14 protein-coding genes are annotated in these 19,760 nt (G+C 40.7%); 9 read left to right on the forward strand and 5 right to left on the reverse strand.

Annotated features, from left to right (window positions below):
• The first annotated feature begins 267 nt into the window (after positions 1-267).
• The 3 genes from NZ848_RS16635 (at position 268) to pgi (ending at position 3,555) form a co-directional block, all read left to right on the forward strand.
• Complete coding sequence (locus tag NZ848_RS16635; protein ID WP_253535102.1) at positions 268-903, forward strand: peroxiredoxin; 636 nt, start codon at positions 268-270, stop codon at positions 901-903.
• Between the two features lie 125 nt (positions 904-1,028).
• The gene (locus tag NZ848_RS16640) at positions 1,029-1,835 is read left to right on the forward strand and encodes a glycoside hydrolase family 25 protein (RefSeq protein WP_259016455.1); all 807 of its coding nucleotides are present in this window, start codon (positions 1,029-1,031) and stop codon (positions 1,833-1,835) included.
• Positions 1,836-1,911: 76 nt separating this feature from the next.
• Complete coding sequence (gene pgi / locus NZ848_RS16645; protein WP_259016457.1) at positions 1,912-3,555, forward strand: glucose-6-phosphate isomerase; 1,644 nt, start codon at positions 1,912-1,914, stop codon at positions 3,553-3,555.
• A gap of 467 nt (positions 3,556-4,022) precedes the next feature.
• Here the strand turns inward: pgi and NZ848_RS16650 are convergent, their stop codons facing one another.
• Together NZ848_RS16650 and NZ848_RS16655 are read right to left on the reverse strand one after the other, a co-directional pair.
• A complete protein-coding gene (locus NZ848_RS16650; protein WP_259016458.1) occupies positions 4,023-4,961 on the reverse strand; it encodes a formylglycine-generating enzyme family protein in 939 nt (312 codons plus the stop codon).
• Positions 4,962-5,009: 48 nt separating this feature from the next.
• Positions 5,010-6,368 (reverse strand): hypothetical protein, encoded by a 1,359-nt coding sequence (locus tag NZ848_RS16655; protein WP_259016459.1) that lies wholly within the window; start codon positions 6,366-6,368, stop codon positions 5,010-5,012.
• A 127-nt stretch (positions 6,369-6,495) separates the two neighbouring features.
• Between NZ848_RS16655 and NZ848_RS16660 the strand changes: the two genes are divergently transcribed.
• From NZ848_RS16660 to NZ848_RS16680, 5 genes are all read left to right on the forward strand, one after another.
• On the forward strand, positions 6,496-7,644 hold the full coding sequence (locus NZ848_RS16660) for a glycosyltransferase family 4 protein (protein ID WP_259016460.1): 1,149 nt from the start codon (positions 6,496-6,498) through the stop codon (positions 7,642-7,644).
• The gene (locus NZ848_RS16665) at positions 7,631-8,683 is read left to right on the forward strand and encodes an acyltransferase family protein (RefSeq protein WP_259016461.1); all 1,053 of its coding nucleotides are present in this window, start codon (positions 7,631-7,633) and stop codon (positions 8,681-8,683) included. Before NZ848_RS16660 ends, NZ848_RS16665 begins: the two co-directional genes overlap by 14 nt.
• A 237-nt stretch (positions 8,684-8,920) precedes the next feature.
• A complete protein-coding gene (locus NZ848_RS16670) occupies positions 8,921-9,883 on the forward strand; it encodes a vWA domain-containing protein (protein WP_259016462.1) in 963 nt (320 codons plus the stop codon).
• A gap of 21 nt (positions 9,884-9,904) precedes the next feature.
• On the forward strand, positions 9,905-10,564 hold the full coding sequence (locus tag NZ848_RS16675; RefSeq protein ID WP_259016463.1) for a hypothetical protein: 660 nt from the start codon (positions 9,905-9,907) through the stop codon (positions 10,562-10,564).
• 34 nt (positions 10,565-10,598) lie between these two features.
• On the forward strand, positions 10,599-11,546 hold the full coding sequence (locus tag NZ848_RS16680) for a phosphoribosylaminoimidazolesuccinocarboxamide synthase (protein ID WP_390890893.1): 948 nt from the start codon (positions 10,599-10,601) through the stop codon (positions 11,544-11,546).
• Between the two features lie 76 nt (positions 11,547-11,622).
• Here the strand turns inward: NZ848_RS16680 and NZ848_RS16685 are convergent, their stop codons facing one another.
• Both NZ848_RS16685 and gltB read right to left on the reverse strand, forming a co-directional pair.
• A complete protein-coding gene (locus NZ848_RS16685) occupies positions 11,623-13,128 on the reverse strand; it encodes a glutamate synthase subunit beta (protein ID WP_259016464.1) in 1,506 nt (501 codons plus the stop codon).
• 99 nt (positions 13,129-13,227) lie between these two features.
• The gene (gene gltB / locus NZ848_RS16690) at positions 13,228-17,772 is read right to left on the reverse strand and encodes a glutamate synthase large subunit (RefSeq protein WP_390890894.1); all 4,545 of its coding nucleotides are present in this window, start codon (positions 17,770-17,772) and stop codon (positions 13,228-13,230) included.
• Positions 17,773-18,546: 774 nt separating this feature from the next.
• Between gltB and NZ848_RS16695 the strand changes: the two genes are divergently transcribed.
• Complete coding sequence (locus NZ848_RS16695) at positions 18,547-19,161, forward strand: glycosyl hydrolase 108 family protein (RefSeq protein WP_259016466.1); 615 nt, start codon at positions 18,547-18,549, stop codon at positions 19,159-19,161.
• A 145-nt stretch (positions 19,162-19,306) separates the two neighbouring features.
• On the opposite strand, the gene NZ848_RS16700 is transcribed toward NZ848_RS16695, so the two are convergent.
• Complete coding sequence (locus NZ848_RS16700) at positions 19,307-19,702, reverse strand: response regulator (RefSeq protein WP_259016467.1); 396 nt, start codon at positions 19,700-19,702, stop codon at positions 19,307-19,309.
• Positions 19,703-19,760: the final 58 nt, after the last annotated feature.

Genomic DNA, 19,760 nt, shown 5'->3' on the forward strand with positions numbered 1-19,760 from the left:
TCTTCATCTTCTCTTTGTGTTGCACCTCTAAGATAACACTTTTTAGAGGAACAAAGAAAAATCCCCGCGTCTTTTTTGACCGGGGATTCCTATTTTTTAGACCTTTTTAGACAGCCTCTTTTTGTTGATAAGATAATGTATAGGTACCCAATATTTTCTGCACAATTTTTGAGTACATTTGGAACTAAATAGCATTTAAATTCATTATCTACTAAACTAGTAGATTATTGCTATTAAATATTATTCATCTTTTAAATATAAAAGCTTATGTCACTCAGATTAGGAGATATCGCACCAGACTTTACAGCAGAAACTACCCAGGGAACCATTAATTTTCATGAATGGCTTGGTAATTCTTGGGGTCTTTTATTTTCTCACCCTGCCGATTTTACTCCGGTTTGTACAACCGAACTAGGCAAAACCGCACTTTTAAAAGGCGATTTTGAGAAAAGAAATGTTAAGGTAATTGCTGTTTCGGTTGATGACCTTGATTCTCATAACAAATGGGTGCCGGATATTCAGGAAGTAAATAACGTAGTGGTTAATTTCCCTATTATTGCAGACCAGGGCCGCAACGTAGCTACATTGTATGATATGATTCACCCGAATGCTTCTGAAAAAGCTACCGTTCGGTCTGTTTTTGTAATTGGACCTGACAAAAAAATAAAATTAACGCTTACTTATCCGGCTTCAACGGGTCGTAATTTTCAGGAGATTCTCCGTGTGATAGATTCTTTGCAGTTAACTGCTAATTATCAGGTGGCTACTCCGGCTGATTGGAAAGATGGCGACGACACCATTATTGTTCCGGCGGTTTCTACAGAAGATGCCATTGCCAAGTTTCCGAAGGGTGTAAATGTGGTAAAACCTTACCTGCGCTACACGCCTCAACCAAATAAATAATATTATATTGTTATATTTTAACAGAAAACCGGTGGTGTAAACCTCCGGTTTTTATTTTTTGATTACATTTGCGCAATGTTTATAATATCGCTTCACCAGAATTAATATTTGCGTTGCTGCTTTGAATGAAGACCCAGAAAAAAAACTCCGCCCGGACACCCAAACAAAAGCAGTCGGTAGCAAGGCAGGTTCTGGGTTTAAAGAGTCTTTACATACTAACGGGTATATTGATTGTGGCGGCGTACTATTTTTATGTAAGAGACGCTGAGCAATGGACATACGTTAAGGATTTTGGTATTAAAGTTCCGATGCGGTATAGCATACATGGTATTGATGTGTCGCACCATAATAGTAAAATAAACTGGCAAAAGCTGAATAAAGGCAATAGTGAAGTTGAAATCAGTTTTTGTTTCATAAAAGCAACCGAAGGCGCAAAGCTGAAAGATAAAGACTTTAATAAAAACTGGAAAGAAGCCAAAAAGGCAGGTTTCATAAGAGGTGCCTATCATTTTTATGTTCCTTGGGCTGACCCCGTGGCGCAGGCTCAGAACTTTATCAGCACAGTTAATTTAGAAAAAGGCGATTTTGTACCCGTTATTGATTTTGAGGTGCACGGCACGAGTCGTAAAGTCAGGAAAAACCTGGTGGCAAACGTTACCAGCTTTAGCGAGTACCTCAAAAGCCACTATGGTGTTACGCCCATTATTTATACCAACCGACATATTTACCGGCAGTATGTAAAAGGTAATTTTGATAACCACCCACTCTGGATTTCAGATTATGACAGCCGCAGGCTTGAAGGTTATAACGAAGCAAGTCTGATTCTCTGGCAGCACAGCACCAATGGGCGTGTGGCAGGTATAAGCGGCGATGTAGATTTTAATGTTTTTGTGGCTTCTGAAAGCCAATTAGACGATATTTGTATTAAATAAAGATTATTCCTATCCCCTGAGGAACAATTAACTAATCAAATTAAGCCTCATTTCAGGGGGCTGAGGTATTCATACTATGCTACCTACTACAAATTTTACGCAAACGCCTGCATTTAAGAAACTTAAAAGTCATCATAAAACCATTAGTAAAAAGCAATTAAAAGAACTTTTTGCTGAAGATCAGAACCGATTCAAGAAATATTCAATCAGATTCAACGATTTACTGGTCGATTTCTCCAAGAACAACATCAACGGTCGTACACTTTCGTATCTTACCGACCTTGCCCGCGAATGTAACCTGCAGGAAGCCATTGAGCAGATGTTCACAGGCGCAAAAATTAACCAGACAGAAAACCGCGCGGTGCTTCATGTGGCTTTGCGCAACAGAAGCAACACACCGATACTGGTTGATGGGGCGGACGTAATGCCTGATGTAAATGAGGTATTGGCCAAGATGAAAGATTTTTCAGAAAAAGTAAACGCTGGCGCCTGGAAAGGGTATACCGGTAAATCAATTACCGACATTGTAAATATTGGTATTGGTGGCTCAGACCTGGGCCCGGTAATGGCAACTGAGGCGCTTAAACCTTATGCCAAAAATCTGAAAGTGCATTTTGTGTCTAACGTTGATGGCACTCATATTGCTGAAACTTTAAAGGGGGTGTCGCCTGAAACAACACTCTTCATGATAGCTTCCAAGACTTTTACAACCCAGGAGACAATGGCTAATGCGCATTCAGCACGTGCCTGGTTTCTGAAAACAGCCTCTGATGAAGCCTTTGTAAAGAAACACTTTGTGGCAATTTCAACTAACCGCACCGAAGTAGAAAAATTTGGTATTGACCCTGCCAATATGTTTGGGTTCTGGGATTGGGTAGGAGGGCGCTACTCTCTTTGGTCGGCCATCGGGCTTTCAATTGCCTGCTACATTGGGTTTGAAAACTTTGAAGCGCTGTTATCTGGTGCGCATGACATGGACAACCACTTCAGAACCACACCATTTCAGAAAAATATACCTGTGGTATTGGCACTGCTTGGGGTTTGGTACAATAACTTTTATGGGGCTGAGTCTCATGCCATTTTGCCTTATGACCAATATATGCACCGCTTTGCTGCGTATTTCCAACAAGGAGATATGGAATCGAACGGTAAATATGTCGATAGAAATGGTAATCAGGTTAATTACCAGACAGGACCTATCATCTGGGGTGAGCCAGGTACAAACGGACAGCATGCCTTTTATCAGTTAATACACCAGGGTACTAAATTAATACCTGCCGATTTCATCGCACCGGCCATTTCGCATAATCAACTGGGCGAACACCATAAAATGTTACTTTCTAATTTCTTTGCGCAAACCGAAGCCTTAATGAACGGCAAGACTCTGGATGAGGTTTTGGGTGAACTGAAAGGGAAGTCTCAGGAAGAAATAGATAAAATAGCCCCATATAAGGTTTTTCAGGGTAACAGACCAACCAACTCAATATTGGTTAAGAAAATAACTCCCAAAACACTGGGTAGCCTGATTGCCATGTACGAACACAAGATTTTTGTGCAGGGGGTTATCTGGAACATCTTTAGTTTCGACCAATGGGGTGTTGAACTTGGTAAACAGTTGGCCAACAAAATTTATCCTGAATTGCAGGACGAAGCAGCCATATTAACCCATGATAGCTCAACCAATGGTTTGATAAACCAATATAAAAAATGGCGTAAATAAAATGATGAACATAACCCGCTAAAAGCAAGCGGGTTATGTTTTATTGTGGTTTTTCATTTTTTATTGAAAAAACAATTTTATTAGAATTTATAAAAAAAATAAGTTTACATTTGGAAATGCAAAAACTGTGTTTTACTTTAGACTCAGAATTACAAATATGCTTTCCTAATTAAATAAAAACGTTGGATGCCTCAATAGTAGCCAGTCGTTGCGAGAACGCAAGTTCAACCGCAAATCCGCGTAAAGTTATCATGCTGTTATGGGAGATGCCCAGGTGTCTCCCTTTAACAGATAAACTTCACAAAACGCGCTATTCAACAGCCCTCTGCCGAAATAGTCATCTCCTCAAATAAAATGTTGAGTTCCCCTTTTTAAATGCTACAAGTTTTTTGCTGGTAGCTTAAAATATAAGTAGAAGTGTAAGCAAACAGTTTGATAAGTCTGTCAACTGTAATTGAGTGGCTGATTCAGATATCCTTCACGCATCTGAAACCCACGTGCATGAGGCTTGTTTCCGGGCTGGTGAATGACCTGCCTGACACCCGGTAGCCATGACACCACGAGGGTTCACAAAGAAAAGAGCCGCCTCTTTGTACTTTTTCTTTTTTCTCAGCAACTGTGTCCACTTTGTTAGCAATGATTGTACGGTAATCGGTCCTCCAATCTTCGCACCATTCCCATACATTACCGCTAAGATCGAACAATCCGAGAGGTGACTTGGCAAAAGAACCAACCGGCGCAGCATAATGAAAACCATCAAGCGTTTTATCAAATTCAGGGAATGAGCCATTCCAGGTATTGGCAAGATAACTACCGTTGGCTACTATTTCATTTCCAAACGGATAATCCATTCTTGAATTGCTGCCATTACGGGCTGCGTGTTCCCATTCAATTTCATAAGGCAGCCTTTTTCCGGCCCATTTAGCATAGGCGCTGGCATCATTCCACGATACCTGCGTTACAGGATAATTATCTGCTGCTTTTGGTTTGTTTTTTCCAAAGGGGTATTCCCAGTTTGCACCTTTGGCTAAAATCCACTGTTTGGTTTCTTCGTTCAGTATGCCGGCATCACCAAATTTTTCAGCCTCTGTCTTATAATGCGTAGCGTCTATAAATTTCCTGAACTGCCCAACGGTAACTTCGTGCGCATCCATTAAGAAAGGCCTTACTTGTGCCCAGAAGGTCGGCTTTTCCCATTCAACACCTTCTTCAGAGCCAATCAGGGTAAATCCACCCGGCACATACACCATATCTGCTGGAATATCAGGCGGGGGTGTATTAACCACCGTCTTTTTAGAAGGCTCAACACTATAAATAGTAATATTTGAATTAAATGAATACCCCTCTGGTTCATTCCTGCAGGATAAATAGAGTACTGAGATTATTAATAGAGCAGTGTATTTCATAGTGTCATAAAGCAGCGTGGTGTGTAAAAGGGTAATTTTAACTTTCAATCAGGCAGAAACAGTTGAACCGGCAGGCTTGGTAACCACCACCTTTTTGTAATCTAAGGCAAAGCGCGCCACAAAGAGCATGACTGTCCACCGCTGGTAGTCGTAGGGCATTCCGAAAGTAAAGTTCTGAATAACCGTTGCCAGAAAAGTATAAGCAACAAACAAAGTAAAACCACAGGTTGGGTTAATAACCTGCCTGCCCACCCAGGCCAGTAAAACCAGATGAATAATGGCAAAAAAAGAAAAACCTATTATACCCAGGTCATTAAGTGTTTGAAAAAAAGGAGAATCAATATATTTATGCTGATACCCTTGTCCTAATATTACACTTAGCCAGTCGCCGTCTTCAATTCTTTCATTCATGTCTTTAAACATGGCAGTGATATTGGTTACGCGAGTAGAGGCAGAATCATCGCCAGCCACAATAGTAGGCGTAGAAGGTTCTGTACCGGTTAGGGTCATAAAAATTTTCTCAACACGCTCAGTTATCAGACCTGAAATATGACCAAAAAACTCGCTGAAACGTGTATGCTCAACCACATAATATACCAATAAAGCCGTTAATGCCAGTAAGGCAAAGCCTTTCAAGCCTGTTAACCATTTAAGCGATTTATAAATGTTATTTGAATTGAAGCTGGAAATGTAATATAAAAAGAAGAAAATACCCGTAACCAGAATCATGGCCATTGCCTGGCAAAGCGCCAATACAACCAATAATAAAAATACACAGCCCAGATAGATTAACCGATACAGAATACGCTTCTCTTCTCGCAGCAGTATAACCCCGGCCACTAAACCGCAATAAGCGCTTTTGGCATAAATATGCGGGTTACCCATTGAAGACATGGCGTCGTCGCCGCTAAAGCTGATAGACGCACGCATACCTATTACATACATGGGGTTCTTGAAAATATAATAAAGCAAGCCAAGCCCGCCTATAACGCATATAATAAGTGTAATTTGAAGAAAGTTGTCTTTCAGGCTATTAATAGACGTACCCGCAAATATAAACATCGATAAAATGATGATGCCCTGATAAACAGCCTCAACCGTAGTATTGGTAAACCAACCCCTGTTAGGGGTATAAACAGCCAGATAAAAAACTGCCAGTATGGTATAACCAATGCACATCAGATACCCAATCGTATTGGTTTGATACACTTTTTTAAGATTGAACGGTATGGCTATTAAAAGGCTGCCCATAGTAAAGGCGCCTGTAAAGGCTGTACTGCCCGGGGCTAGTTTAATGCCGTCTCTTAAAAAATATATTAACGGCCCGCCAAAAAAGAACAGGCTCAAACCTACGCTCTGGCGATACTTAAATAATTTATTGAGTATTAAATCTATAAACTTTATCATCCGTTAATATTTTTACAAATATACTCTCCGTGTTTATAAATGTTATTTATTATCCCTAAATTTTCTGTTTTAGGCGCATTTTTTCTTAATTTTGGCGCCGTCAATAATAAAGATAAACCGGCGTAGAATGAGGATACTTATTATTCATCAATACCTTTGGTCGCATTACAAAGGTAAAATTTATACAGAGCTCCAGAAAGTTGTCGATAGTAATAAAGGAGATGAATTATTAGTACTTCAAACCTCATTAAATGAAATAACCCGCGCTAATCTTGGGCCAGTCGACAGAAGTATCCATCAATACAATTACCAGGTACTGGTAGATGACTATTATGAGAACATTCCGAATCTTACCAGAGCAAAAAAAATGCTATATTGGGTTCGGAAGTTCAAGCCAGATGTGGTAAATATTTCCGGCTATTATGAAGGCGGCATGAATACCGTACTTTTTTACTGCCGGATGGTTGGTATAAAAGTAATTATTTCGGTTGATTCTACCGAAAACGACAATCCAAAAGTATGGTGGAAAGAAGCATTCAAGCGTTTTGTTGTTAATAAAGCACAAGGCTTTTTTTGTTATGGCTCTAAGGCAGCCGAATATATGCTTAAGTTTGGTATAAAGCCACATCAGATTCTGCTGAAAAATAATGCTGTCGATAACGCAAAGGTTTTGTCTGTTTTTACAGAAGCGCTGGCAGAACGTAATGTTTGGAAGCAAAAGTATGGGCTTCGGACTTATAATTTTATTTATACAGGCAGGTTGATGACCATCAAGAATGTAGCCGGGCTTGTTAAGGCCTATTCGCAGTTAAAGTCAAAAGAATGGGGTCTGATTATTCTGGGTGACGGCGCGGAAAAAGAAAGCCTACAAGCTTATGTTGCTTCTAATCAGATAGATGGCGTAACGTTTATAGAAGGCCAGGCATGGTATAATGTGCCAAAATATATGGCAATGGCCGACGTCTTTGTTTTGCCGAGCTACTCTGAACCCTGGGGATTGGTTGTGAATGAAGCGATGGTTTGCGGGCTGCCAGTTATAGTTTCTGAAAAGTGCGGTTCGGCATTCGATCTCGTTAAAAATGGCCTGAATGGCTATACTTTTAACCCCTATGATACTGCCCAACTGGCAGAATTAATGGCCGGTTTTATTGCTGAACCAGAAAAATTAAAGCAGTTTGGAAGTGTTTCTCAAGAAATAATCAGAGACTATTCGCCCGGGCAGGTAGCTCATCAAATGTATGATGGCTTTAAAAAGGTAATGAATGACTATCAATAGAACTAATAATTTCGATTTGCTCCGGCTCATTGCAGCTTTTCAGGTGCTAATATGGCACGGGGCTGTGCAGTTCAAGGTTTTCGATAACATGTGGGGTTTTCTGTCTTTGCTGTTTCATATACCGGGTGTTCCTATTTTTTTTACCATTAGCGGATTTTTAATCAGCCATTCTCTCGAGCGCAATCAGTTTAATCTCAAGAAATATTTCAAAAACCGGGCATTAAGAATTTATCCGGCCCTTTGGGTTTGTACAGCCATTACAGCCTTGCTGCTCATTTACTTTGTAAAGCCAATAATACTAAAAGACCTGCTTTTATGGCTGGCTGCACAGGTGTCTTTTTTGCAATTTTATGCAAGCCCTTCCTTAAAAACGTGGGGGGCGGGTCACCCGAACGGCAGCCTTTGGAGTGTAGCCGTTGAGCTACAGTTTTATCTGGTTTTGCCGGTGTTGCTGTATGTCATTAATCTGCCCAGAAAACTATGGCAGACAAATTTACTACTGGCAGCTATTTTTGTTGTTTCTGTTATACTAAAGCTGGTTATTAATACCAATAGCTGGGTTTTAGCACATGAGCAGGTGCATAAGCTTTTTGGCAACACTGTGCTTTATTATCTGCACTTTTTTTTAACCGGCATTGCCATTTATAAGAACTTTACCTGGATTGAAAAACTGGTGAAAAACAAAGTTCTGATTTGGCTTATCATTTATGCCGCTTATGTATTAATAGCCTGCAATTGGCTTAAATTATACGTAAACCCTTACGATGTTTCTGTATGGGGCATTATAGCCAATACGCTGCTATCTATGCTTAGTTTGTCTTTTGCTTTTTCATACATACATCTGAGCAAACGATTATTGCATGAGAATGATTTGTCTTATGGAATCTATATTTATCACCTGCCGGTTATTAACGTAATGCTGAGCTTAGGGTTTACCGGTAGTATATGGAATTTAATTGCGATGTCGGCAATTGTATGCCTGATATCATACTTTAGTTGGATATGGGTTGAGAAACCAGCCCTGAAAGCTAAGTTTTAGCTACTTTTTATGTGCCGTGCTAAGCCCTTCAATGTTTGAGCAGCAAAAAGTAGGTACAAGTAAAATGTTTTTGAGGGCAGACAATTGAAAAGCGCTGATACTGTGTTAGCAGGATTATTTTTGATTAACAAAAACTTTTAACAAAGCCAGAGGTTTAATCTGATATTTTTTTGGCAATTTTGTGTAAAACAAGCCGTTTATTATATCATTTTAGATAGCCGGATTAGATAACTCAGTATGAATTGGATAAAACCACTCACCATTGTTGAATACGTTTTTATTGGCATATTCTTGTTGGTATATGTGGTCTACTTTATTAGGAGTTATATTATTGCAACCCGGCTGGGTACATCGGCAAGGTCGGTGGCTATCAAGTTTTTTATCAGAACAGCCTACCTAAGCCTTTGTATATTGGGTTTGCTTGGCCCTAGTTTTGGTGTAAGCGAAATAGAAACACAGGCAGCCGGTAAAGATGTGTATTTTGCTTTTGATGTTTCGCGCTCGATGGACGCGGTGGATATTGAACCTACCCGCCTTGAAAAAGTGAAATTTGAACTTGTGAAAAACCTGGCGGCCCTTAAATCAGACAGGGTAGGGATAGTAGTTTTTTCATCAGATGCATACGTTCAGGTACCTCTTACTTTTGATAAAGATTTACTTAAGCTATATATTCAAAAACTCAATAGCGACTTGTTTACTGACTCCGGCACTGACCTTAATTCTGCCTTTAAACTGATTCAGACCAAGTACCATTCTGTAAGTGCACCTGCCAGAAAAGCAAAGGTTGTTATACTGATAAGTGATGGTGAAGATTTTGGTGAGCTTGACCCCTCTGTGATACAGGATTTAAAAAGAAACAGGGTCAGTTTCCTTGCACTGGGTGTTGGTACGCCGCAAGGCGGAAAAATAAAAACCGGCTTCGACTATAAAAAAGATAAAGAAGGAAACGTTGTGGTGTCAAAATTAAATGCCGACTACCTTAAAAGGCTGGCCAGAGCATTTGGGGGAAAGTATTTTCAGTTATCGAACCGGGTAAACGATGTGCCTGCTTTATTAAAGGAGGTGTCGCAGTTAAACAATAACTGGGTAGATACCCGGAAAATGACCGTGGCTAATAATAAGTACTTTTATTTCGTTTTTCTGGCACTGGTTTTAATGATAATTGATATTCTGGTTACAATAAGAACTATAAAGCTTTAAGGCCGAATACAAATAAACTCAATGAACACCTGGTTTTTTTACATATTGTTGTTGTTTCTGAATATTCGTTCGTTAACGAATGTATCTGAACGGAACAGGTTAAAAATTGAGGCAGGTACAGCCTTTAATAAAAAGAACTATGCGTTAGCGCGTGAAAAATATCAGAATCTGGCTAATATTTCATTTAATCTGGAGCCTGAAGCGCGTCTGAATATGGCGCACGCCTATTTTTATACGCAAGATACAGCCCGCGCCTTACTTGAATACAAACGGCTTTTAAGGGTAAGTGATGAGATGATTTTCACGGGGGCCATTATTCAGATTGGCGTTATAAACGCTATGCAGAAAGATAGCGCAACTGCCCTTCAGTTGTTCAAAGAGGCGCTCAAAAAGAATCCTGATAACCAGATTGCCCGCTATAATTATGAACTGATGAAGAAGCGAATGCCTGATAACAATCAGCCTCCGCCTCCACCACAGGCTTTGGAGAATCAGCCAGAGTCAGCAGAAACAAAGCAATCTGATGTAAAAAAAGATGAGTTGCAGTCTACCATGCCCGAAAAAATGAGTCGCGAAAAAGCATTGCAGATATTAGAGGCCATGAAAACCAACGAGTTACAATATGCCCCCTCAAGGCAGACCAATAAAAAGAAAGACAGCAAAAACGAAAAAGACTGGTAGCGCCAGGCAGCAATATAAATTTAATGATTTTAGTATGACAAACATTTCTGTAGTAAAAGAAACAAATTTCAAGTTTGAAGGCCAGACAGGATTTTATAGAGGCAAAGTGCGTGACGTATATGATTTTGATGATAAAGTGGCTATGATAGCCTCCGATCGTATCTCTGCCTTTGATGTAATTCTTCCCAGACCAATTCCGTCAAAGGGTCAGGTGCTGAATCAGATTGCCTCAAAATTTCTTTTTGCAACCAAAGATATTGTTCCTAACTGGCTGGTAGCAACACCAGACCCTAATGTATCGATAGGTATTAAGTGCCAGACCTTCCCGGTAGAAATGGTAGTGCGGGGTTATCTGGTAGGGCATGGGTGGCGTACTTTTAAAAGTGGGTTAAGAACGCTTTGCGGTGTAACCTTGCCGGAAGGCATGGTGGAGAATCAGAAATTTCCTACACCCATCATAACTCCAACTACCAAAGCCCATGAGGGGCATGATGAAGACATTTCTCGCGAAGAAATTATTAGCCGTGGGCTGGTATCTGAAGAAAAATATACGCAACTTGAAAAATATGCACTGGCATTGTTTGAAAGAGGTACCCAAATGGCTGCTGAAAAGGGTTTGATACTGGCAGACACCAAATATGAGTTTGGTGAAAGAGATGGGGTGATTTATTTGATAGACGAAATTCATACGCCTGATTCATCCAGATACTTTTATGCCGATACATACGAAGAGAATCTGGCTAAAGGCTTCCCACAAAGACAGCTTTCGAAAGAGTTTGTGAGAGAGTGGTTGATAGCTAATGGGTTTCAGGGAAAAGAAGGACAAACGGTGCCTGAAATGACAGATGAGAAAGTGGCAGAAATATCGCAACGCTATGTTGAACTTTACGAAAAAGTAACAGGGGAGACCTTTGAACCTGCAGCAATCGGCGACATTCTGAAAAGAATTGAAGATAATATCAATAATTATCTGAAAGGCTGATTTTTCTTATAAAATCCTCCTTAAACAAAATGAGCCACACCTTACGTGCGGCTCATTTTTATTTATAAAGCAAAAATCAAATACCAATATAAGCCGGCGAAATCATAGAAACCGATTTTGCCTCCAGTAATGACTCACCCATCAGATATTCGTCAACTTTTCTGGCACACTCACGTCCTTCCGAGATAGCCCAAACTACCAGCGATTGTCCGCGACGCATATCGCCAGCTGCAAACACTTTAGCATTATTCGTCTGATATTCCAGCGCTTTCACGTTTTTGCGTTCGTCTACTTCTATTTCCAGTTGTTCAAGCAAATCCTGTTGCGGATTAAGAAACCCGGCAGCAATCAATGCCAATTCGCAAGGAATTTCACGTTCATTCATTTCTATCCTCTGGCCATTAAATATAGCAGATTCAGAAATAATCACCCCTTTCAGATTGCCATTTTCGTCGCCCACATATTCTTTTACGTTAATGCTGAACAAACGCTCACAACCTTCTTCGTGCGATGTTGACGTCCGTTTGGTCAAAGGCCAGTTTGGCCAAGGCGTAGTTTCTGCTCTGAATTTATAGTACGGCTGTTTCTTGTCGTCCAAACTTGGTTCAGGCATAACCTCTACTTGCGTAATGCTCTTTGCTCCGTGGCGGTTAGAAGTACCCACACAGTCAGAACCCGTATCGCCACCGCCAATAACCAATACATTTTTGCCTGTTGCAAAAATTTCGCCGCTTGCGTAGGCCTCACCTCGGTGGTCGGCTACACGCTCAATACCTGCTACTCTTTTATTTTGCTGGCTCAGAAACTCCATAGCCGGGTAAATGCCTTTCAGTTCTTTGCCTTTAATATCAATCATTCTTGGCACGGTAGAACCACCAGCCAGTACTATGGCGTCAAAATCGCGTAATAAATCATTGGCTTTTACATTTGCACCTACATTGGCGTTGGTTTTAAATACAACCCCTTCTGCTTCCATTACCGCCACTCTGCGTTTTACTACCGATTTATCAAGTTTAAAATCCGGAATACCGTATCTTAACAAGCCACCCACTTCATCGGCTCTTTCAAAAACTGTTACCCAGTGGCCAGCTTTATTTAGTTGGGCAGCTGCCGCAAGACCCGCAGGGCCTGAGCCGATAACCGCCACTTTTTTGCCTGTTCTTTTACTTGGAATGTTAGGCTGTACCCATCCGTTTTCATAGGCTTTTTCAATAATTGATTTCTCAATGTACTCAATGGCCACCGGTGGTTTGTTAATGCCCAATACACAAGATGCCTCACACGGGGCAGGGCAGATACGACCGGTAAACTCAGGGAAATTGTTGGTAGAACTCAGAATCTGGTAGGCATACTCCCAGTTTTGTTCATAAACGGCATCATTAAACTCAGGGATGATGTTTCCCAGAGGGCAACCATTATGGCAAAACGGAACACCGCAGTCCATACAGCGGGCTGCCTGTTGTAGTGTTTGTTGGGTATCATAATTGGTTTCTACCTCATTATAATCTTTTTTTCTTTCCAGAACATCTCTTTTGAGGGATGGCTGGCGTTCGAACTCCAAAAAACCGGTTGGTTTTCCCATTTCTTTATTATGATTTTGTGTATGTCTATAGGTTAATTATTGCCTCTGAAAGATAAAACCACTGATTTGCAAGAGTTTCATCTTTCAGAGACGGCGGTGTTATGCCAGAACGTTTTCGGTTTCTGCTTTTTTCTTTCTTTCAAGCAAAACGCGTTTGTAATCGGTAGGTATTACTTTTACAAAGCTATTAAGTGCCTCACTGAAATTATCCAGAATTGATTTTGCCATGCTACTGTTCGTAACAGCCAGGTGTTTTTCAATAAAGGCTTTCAGCATTTCGGCGTCTTCTGCATCCGGTTTTTCAAGACCTACCATTTCTTTATTACATTTCGACTCAAAGTCGCCATCGGTATCATAAATGTAAGCCATGCCACCACTCATACCTGCAGCAAAGTTACGACCGGTTTTGCCTAATATGATAGCCAATCCGCCTGTCATATATTCGCAGCCGTGGTCACCCACACCCTCAACCACTACTTTGGCGCCTGAGTTTCTTACGCAGAAACGTTCTCCTGCCATACCTCTGATGTAGGCCTCGCCAGATGTAGCGCCATAAAACGCAACGTTACCAATTATCATGTTTTCTTCTGCGGCAAAGGTGGCTTTTCTATCAGGGTACACAATCAGTTCGGCACCACATAAACCTTTACCGAAATAGTCGTTTGAATCACCTTCCAGCTCCAGTTTCAAACCTTTGGTAGAGAACGCCCCGAAAGACTGCCCTGATGTACCACGGTATTTATAATGAATAGTGCCATAAGGTAAACCGTCGCCTTTAAATACTTTTGAAACCTCGTTTGAAAGCATCGCTCCGATACTACGGTTCAGGTTGTTAACGGTATATTCGGCAGTTACTTCCTGTTTGCTTTCTAATGCAGGCCTGGCATCTTTTATCATCTGCCAGTCAAGCACGTGGTCAATGCCGTGGTCTTGTTCTTCTTGTTTGTATTGAGCTACATCAAGCGCAGTTGGTTCTTTAAAAAGAATACCGCTTAAATCAATTTTCTTGTATTTCCAATGCGACAGGTCATCACGTTTTTCAAGTAACTGAACCTGACCAACCATTTCGTTTACAGTACGGAAGCCCAATTCGGCCATTATTTCACGCATTTCACGGGCAAGATAAGTAAACATATTTACCACGTGTTCAGGTTTTCCGCTAAACATGGCGCGTAATTCCTTATTCTGAGTGGCAACACCCACAGGGCAGGTATTAAGGTGGCATTTACGCATCATAATACAACCAACCGAAACAAGCGCCGCAGTGGCTACACCAAATTCTTCTGCACCCAACAGAGCCGCAATCACTAAGTCTCTACCTGTGCGGATCTGTCCGTCAGCCTGCACTACCACTCTGCCACGCAATTTATTTTTAACCAGTGTCTGATGGGTTTCAGCCAAACCAAGTTCCCAGGGCAAACCTGCATGGCGGATAGAAGAAAGCGGAGAGGCTCCGGTTCCACCGTCATGGCCAGCAATAAGTATTACGTCTGAGTGGGCTTTGGCAACACCTGTTGCTACGGTTCCCACACCTGCTTCCGAAACCAGTTTTACTGAAATACGGGCATCGCGGTTTGAATTTTTGAGGTCATATATCAGCTGTGCCAAATCCTCAATTGAATAAATATCATGGTGAGGCGGAGGAGATATCAAACCTACACCCGGCGTACTGTGGCGAACACGGCCAATCCAGTCGTCTACTTTATGGCCGGGTAACTGGCCGCCTTCTCCGGGCTTGGCACCCTGTGCCATTTTTATTTGTAATTCTTTGGCGTTGGTCAGATAATAACTGGTTACACCAAATCTGCCAGACGCCACCTGCTTGATGCTTGAGCTCAGATTATCACCATTGGCATCAGGCTGATAACGGATTTCATCCTCACCACCTTCGCCAGAGTTAGAGCGGCCGCCGATACGGTTCATGGCAATAGCAAGCGTTGTATGGGCTTCCCATGATATTGAACCGAAAGACATAGCTCCGGTAGCAAAGCGTTTAAAGATGTTTTCAACCGGCTCTACTTCTTCAATAGGAATAGGATTTCCTTTTCTGAAACGCAACAGGCCTCTGATTGTTAAAGCATCTTTGCTTTGGTCGTTAATCAGTTTCGAGTATTGTTTGAAAATCTGATAGCCTTTTTCTAAATCTTTTTCACCGACTCTGCCGGATTGCTGCAATAGGTGGATACTTTGAGGATTGAACATGTGGCGTTCGCCGCGTTGCTTCCACTGGTAAACCCCACCAACTTCTAATCTTTGTACCGATACCTGTGGTACGTCCGGATACGCCACTTTATGGCGTACAATGGCTTCTTTGGCTATATCTGCAATACCCATACCGCCAATGCGGGAGATGGTACCTGTAAAGTACTTGTCAATTACCGGTTTGTTTAGCCCAATACACTCAAAAATCTGCGCGCCCTGGTATGATTGAAGTGTTGAGATGCCCATTTTTGAGAATATTTTCAGCAACTCTTTATTAACCGCCTTGATATAATTTTTGTAAAGAACGTAATCCTGATTTTCGCCCTCAATTAAACCTTTTTTGTTCATCCAGGAGATGGTCTCAAAAGCCATGTAAGGACAAATAGCCGAGCAGCCATAGCCTATCAATGTAGCCACGTGGTGGGTTTCCCAGATATCGCCTGCTTCAACTACAATGCCTGCTTTCCCTCTGATTCCTTTCTTAATTAAGTGGTGATGAACCGCCGCCGTAGCCAATAAAGACGGAATAGGGGCGTGGTCTGAATCAATAGCCCTGTCTGACAGAATCAGAATCTCGAAACCGTCTTCAATGGCATCTTCTGCATAACGGCAGATTCTGTCAAGGGCAAATTCTAATGCTTTACCGTAGTCAGGTACTTTGGCATTAAAATAAGTGTTGATGGTTTTGGCCTGAAAACCCTTGTAATCTACAAAGCGTAGTTTGTCAAATTCTTCAACAGTTAATACAGGTTGTTCCAGTTCCACCATTCGGCAATGAAGCGGTGATTCTGCCAGAATGTTTTCGTTTGAACCCACAAACGAAATCAAAGACATGATGGCTCTTTCTCTGATAGAGTCAATAGGCGGGTTGGTAACCTGTGCAAATAATTGCTTGAAGTAATACGATAAATGCTGGCTTTGGTCTGAAAGTATGGCCAGAGGTGTATCAACACCCATTGAGCCGATAGCTTCCTGCCCGGTTTGTGACATAGGAGCCAGTATCATTCTTAAATCTTCTGATGTAAAACCAAAAGTGATTTGTCTTTTCAGAAGCACATCTTCGCTGTAGTTCTGATAAGGACGAATCGACTTTGGCAGCACAGAAGTTTTGATTTTGTATTCATCAAGCCATTCCTGATAGGGTTGTCGCGAACAAATATCTGCTTTAACTTCTTCATCCGGTATGATTCTTCCCTGCTCCATGTCAACAATAAACATTTTGCCCGGTTGAAGACGGCCTTTCGAAATTACTTTCTCCTGGTCAATATCTAATACCCCTGCTTCTGAGGCCATTATAACGGTGTCGTCATCTAAAACCCAGTAGCGCGATGGGCGCAATCCGTTTCTGTCAAGTGTTGCACCTACCATTTTGCCGTCTGTAAACGAAATGGAAGCCGGGCCATCCCAGGGTTCCATAATGGCTGCGTGGTATTCATAGAAAGCCTTTCTAACGGGGTCCATCTGCTCGTTGCCGTCCCATGCTTCGGGTATCAGCATCATCATTACATGCGGAAGCGAGCGGCCCGATAGGTACAGCAATTCAATTACGTTATCCAGCTGTGCTGAATCTGAGTTGCCTGCATCACAAATAGGAAGAATCATATCCATTTCTTCCTTAGTGAAATACTCAGACAAGAACGATTTCTCTCCGGCTCTAATCCAGTTTACGTTACCTTTTACGGTGTTAATCTCACCGTTGTGGGCAATAAAACGGAAAGGCTGTGCCAGTTTCCAGGACGGGAATGTGTTGGTTGAGAAACGCGAATGAATAACTGCAAAGGCAGAAGTAACTGATTTATTAGATAAATCAGGGAAGTAGTATTTCAACTGCTCGGTGGTTAACTGCCCCTTGTAAGAGATAGTACGGCACGAGAGTGATGAAAAATAAAAATGCTCTTTAGCGCCGGCTACCGACTCACGGATGATACGAGAGGCGTATTGACGCAAAATATATAGTTTTCTTTCAAAATCTATTTCTTCTGTAATGTCTGACGGTCGTTTGATAAACACCTGCTCCACATGTGGCTCAACTGAACCCGAGCCGTCGCCAAGGCAATCGCCCTTGGTAGGTACAACTCTGTAACCCAATAATTCAAGCCCGATTCTCTCAATCTTTCGGTTAAGTATTTCTCTGCATTCCTCTCTCTCTGTTTCATTCATAGGAAAGAAAATCATTCCTACACCATACTCACCACTTGAAGGCAACTGGAAATTAAGTTTGTTACACTCATCCAGTAAAAATTCATGCGGTATTTGTAATAAAATACCGGCACCGTCACCCGTGTTAGGGTCACAACCGCACGCACCACGGTGGTCCATGCGCTCAAGCATTTTTATGGCATCGGCAACAATTCCGTGAGACCTGCGGCCTTTCAGATGTGCTCTGAAGCCAATACCACAGGCATCATGCTCGAATTCCGAACGATATAGACCTTGTTCCATTGTTTGCTCTGATTCAGTCATCGTGCGATAAAATTTATAGGGTTTTAAATTGTACTCTGGTTATATATTTTGTAATTTAATCGTGAAGCATTAAGCCCAATAATCTTCTGAATTGTTATATATATATAGTATATACAGCAATTGAATTGCAATATAATACTAAAATTATTTGGCATAACAACTTTGAAACCAAATTTTATTTATCCAATATAAAATACTTGTTTTTACAATAGTTGTTATGAGAATAATGCAAAAACAATTATTTTTAAAGCTCTGATTTCTGAATAAAATTGGCAATTTTTAGCGAATATTCGCTACTAAACTCGGCTTTTTGCGAAGATTTCAAACTATTGTTAGCTAATTTACAAAAAGTTAATTTTTCTGCCAAATTTCCTTCATTTTTCTTAATTCCACTTTCCGGCTGGTTGTTTTCAGTACTTTTTGTATATACGTAAAAATTGGTCTGTGTTTTTCCTTATCTGCCATGGGTTAGGGCAGGCCAGGTGTATTTTTTTTAACAATTTGTGGCGTGTCAGGCTGGCACAAACAGTTAAAATTACGGTAATTGAATTATTCTATGTAAAACGTCTATTTATCGGCCTATTCATTGACTTATTCTAATATTTGTAAACGAGCTATTTTTTGCAAAATAGTTGCAAAAACGTTTGTTATATGGAACTAAAATTGGGCTTAAAAGTCACTAAAATCAATAATTGCTTGATAGTCAGGATATTAATGTTTATCTTTGTGCCGTCAACAAATTTGATATCCCGAATGAAGCAAATTAAATTAATGCTGCTGACTGGTTTTATGGTCAGTATGACAATTATTACTACAGAAGCTGCATCCTTTGAAAAGTACTTCCAGAAACTTATCAGATTTGAAGGAAAAGGTTATGGAATTAACAAAAGAGTATGGGGAAAAAAGACGTTTACAAAGGCAGAAGCCTTTAAAATTCACAGAAAACATTACTGGAATAAGTACCACGGAAATTTGTTTAAGAGCCAGGAGGTTGCCGAAATACTTATAGACCAGATTATTACCGCCGGAGAAGGTGTAAAAAGAGTGAATATTAGAGCCTTTGAGGCAATTATCGGTGCTCCGCAAGACGGTAGATTGTCAATTGAAGATGTAGAACTGGCTAATTCGTTTTTTCAGTGCGAGTACATTGTGAACCCCTACATGAATTACCGCCTACATTATTATGGCTCAAGAAAAAATGCCAGCAGATACCCCGGCTGGACAAAAAGAGCAAAGGCTTTTGGAATTTTGGATGAGGAGAAGAACATGCTGGCAGATTTCCTGATTCTTCCGGATATTCTGATGGCTAAAGATCCAGAGGTAAGTCTGGATGATAAGACCGATAAACTGGCTTCTAAGTTGAATTGATAAAAAAAATCCTTTAATGTTAATATTAAAGGATTTTTTTTTGCGTTTAAAACAAAGGTCTCCGGCAGGTCAAACAAAGCCAGCAAGCGTTTATATTCTATATATTTAATTAGTGTCTTTGCTCAGTTAAAGAAAACGAAAGATTTTAAGCAGTATAATCGGCCACCAATTGTTCAATCTGTTTTTTTCCGATAGGTTTAACAAGAAAATCTGAAACAACGGTGTAATTAGCGGCTTTTTCGTGGTCTTGTGTATCGATAGACGAACTTACAATATATAGTGTTATTTTCTTATTAAAATCTAATCTTTCAAATTCATCTAAAAACTGCCAGCCGTCCATTACCGGCATGTTCAGGTCCAGAAGAATAATATCTGGTAATAATTCTCTCTCTGTTAAAGCTTTAGTTAGTTGATTAAAAGCCTCTTTACCATTCTGAAAAATCTCAATGTTTTCAAATACGTTGATGGATGCCAACATTCGCTTCAGAACATACGTAAGTATTTTGTCGTCATCTATTATCCAGACATTGTTTATTTTCATATCAGATTTTGCTTGCATCAAAACGGTTAATAATAATTTTGTCTATATAATTTACAGA

This window comes from Emticicia fluvialis (assembly GCF_024793945.1).
GTDB lineage: Bacteria > Bacteroidota > Bacteroidia > Cytophagales > Spirosomataceae > Emticicia > Emticicia fluvialis.

Coding starts and splice junctions, on each gene's coding strand:
- NZ848_RS16675 (WP_259016463.1), top strand. CDS start 9,905: ATGAACACCTGGTTTTTTTACATATTGTTGTTGTTTCTGAATATTCGT.
- NZ848_RS16660 (WP_259016460.1), top strand. CDS start 6,496: ATGAGGATACTTATTATTCATCAATACCTTTGGTCGCATTACAAAGGT.
- NZ848_RS16655 (WP_259016459.1), bottom strand. CDS start 6,368: ATGATAAAGTTTATAGATTTAATACTCAATAAATTATTTAAGTATCGC.
- NZ848_RS16695 (WP_259016466.1), top strand. CDS start 18,547: ATGAAGCAAATTAAATTAATGCTGCTGACTGGTTTTATGGTCAGTATG.
- NZ848_RS16685 (WP_259016464.1), bottom strand. CDS start 13,128: ATGGGAAAACCAACCGGTTTTTTGGAGTTCGAACGCCAGCCATCCCTC.
- NZ848_RS16680 (WP_390890893.1), top strand. CDS start 10,599: ATGACAAACATTTCTGTAGTAAAAGAAACAAATTTCAAGTTTGAAGGC.
- NZ848_RS16635 (WP_253535102.1), top strand. CDS start 268: ATGTCACTCAGATTAGGAGATATCGCACCAGACTTTACAGCAGAAACT.
- NZ848_RS16700 (WP_259016467.1), bottom strand. CDS start 19,702: ATGAAAATAAACAATGTCTGGATAATAGATGACGACAAAATACTTACG.
- gltB (WP_390890894.1), bottom strand. CDS start 17,772: ATGGAACAAGGTCTATATCGTTCGGAATTCGAGCATGATGCCTGTGGT.
- NZ848_RS16650 (WP_259016458.1), bottom strand. CDS start 4,961: ATGAAATACACTGCTCTATTAATAATCTCAGTACTCTATTTATCCTGC.
- NZ848_RS16670 (WP_259016462.1), top strand. CDS start 8,921: ATGAATTGGATAAAACCACTCACCATTGTTGAATACGTTTTTATTGGC.
- NZ848_RS16640 (WP_259016455.1), top strand. CDS start 1,029: ATGAAGACCCAGAAAAAAAACTCCGCCCGGACACCCAAACAAAAGCAG.
- pgi (WP_259016457.1), top strand. CDS start 1,912: ATGCTACCTACTACAAATTTTACGCAAACGCCTGCATTTAAGAAACTT.
- NZ848_RS16665 (WP_259016461.1), top strand. CDS start 7,631: ATGACTATCAATAGAACTAATAATTTCGATTTGCTCCGGCTCATTGCA.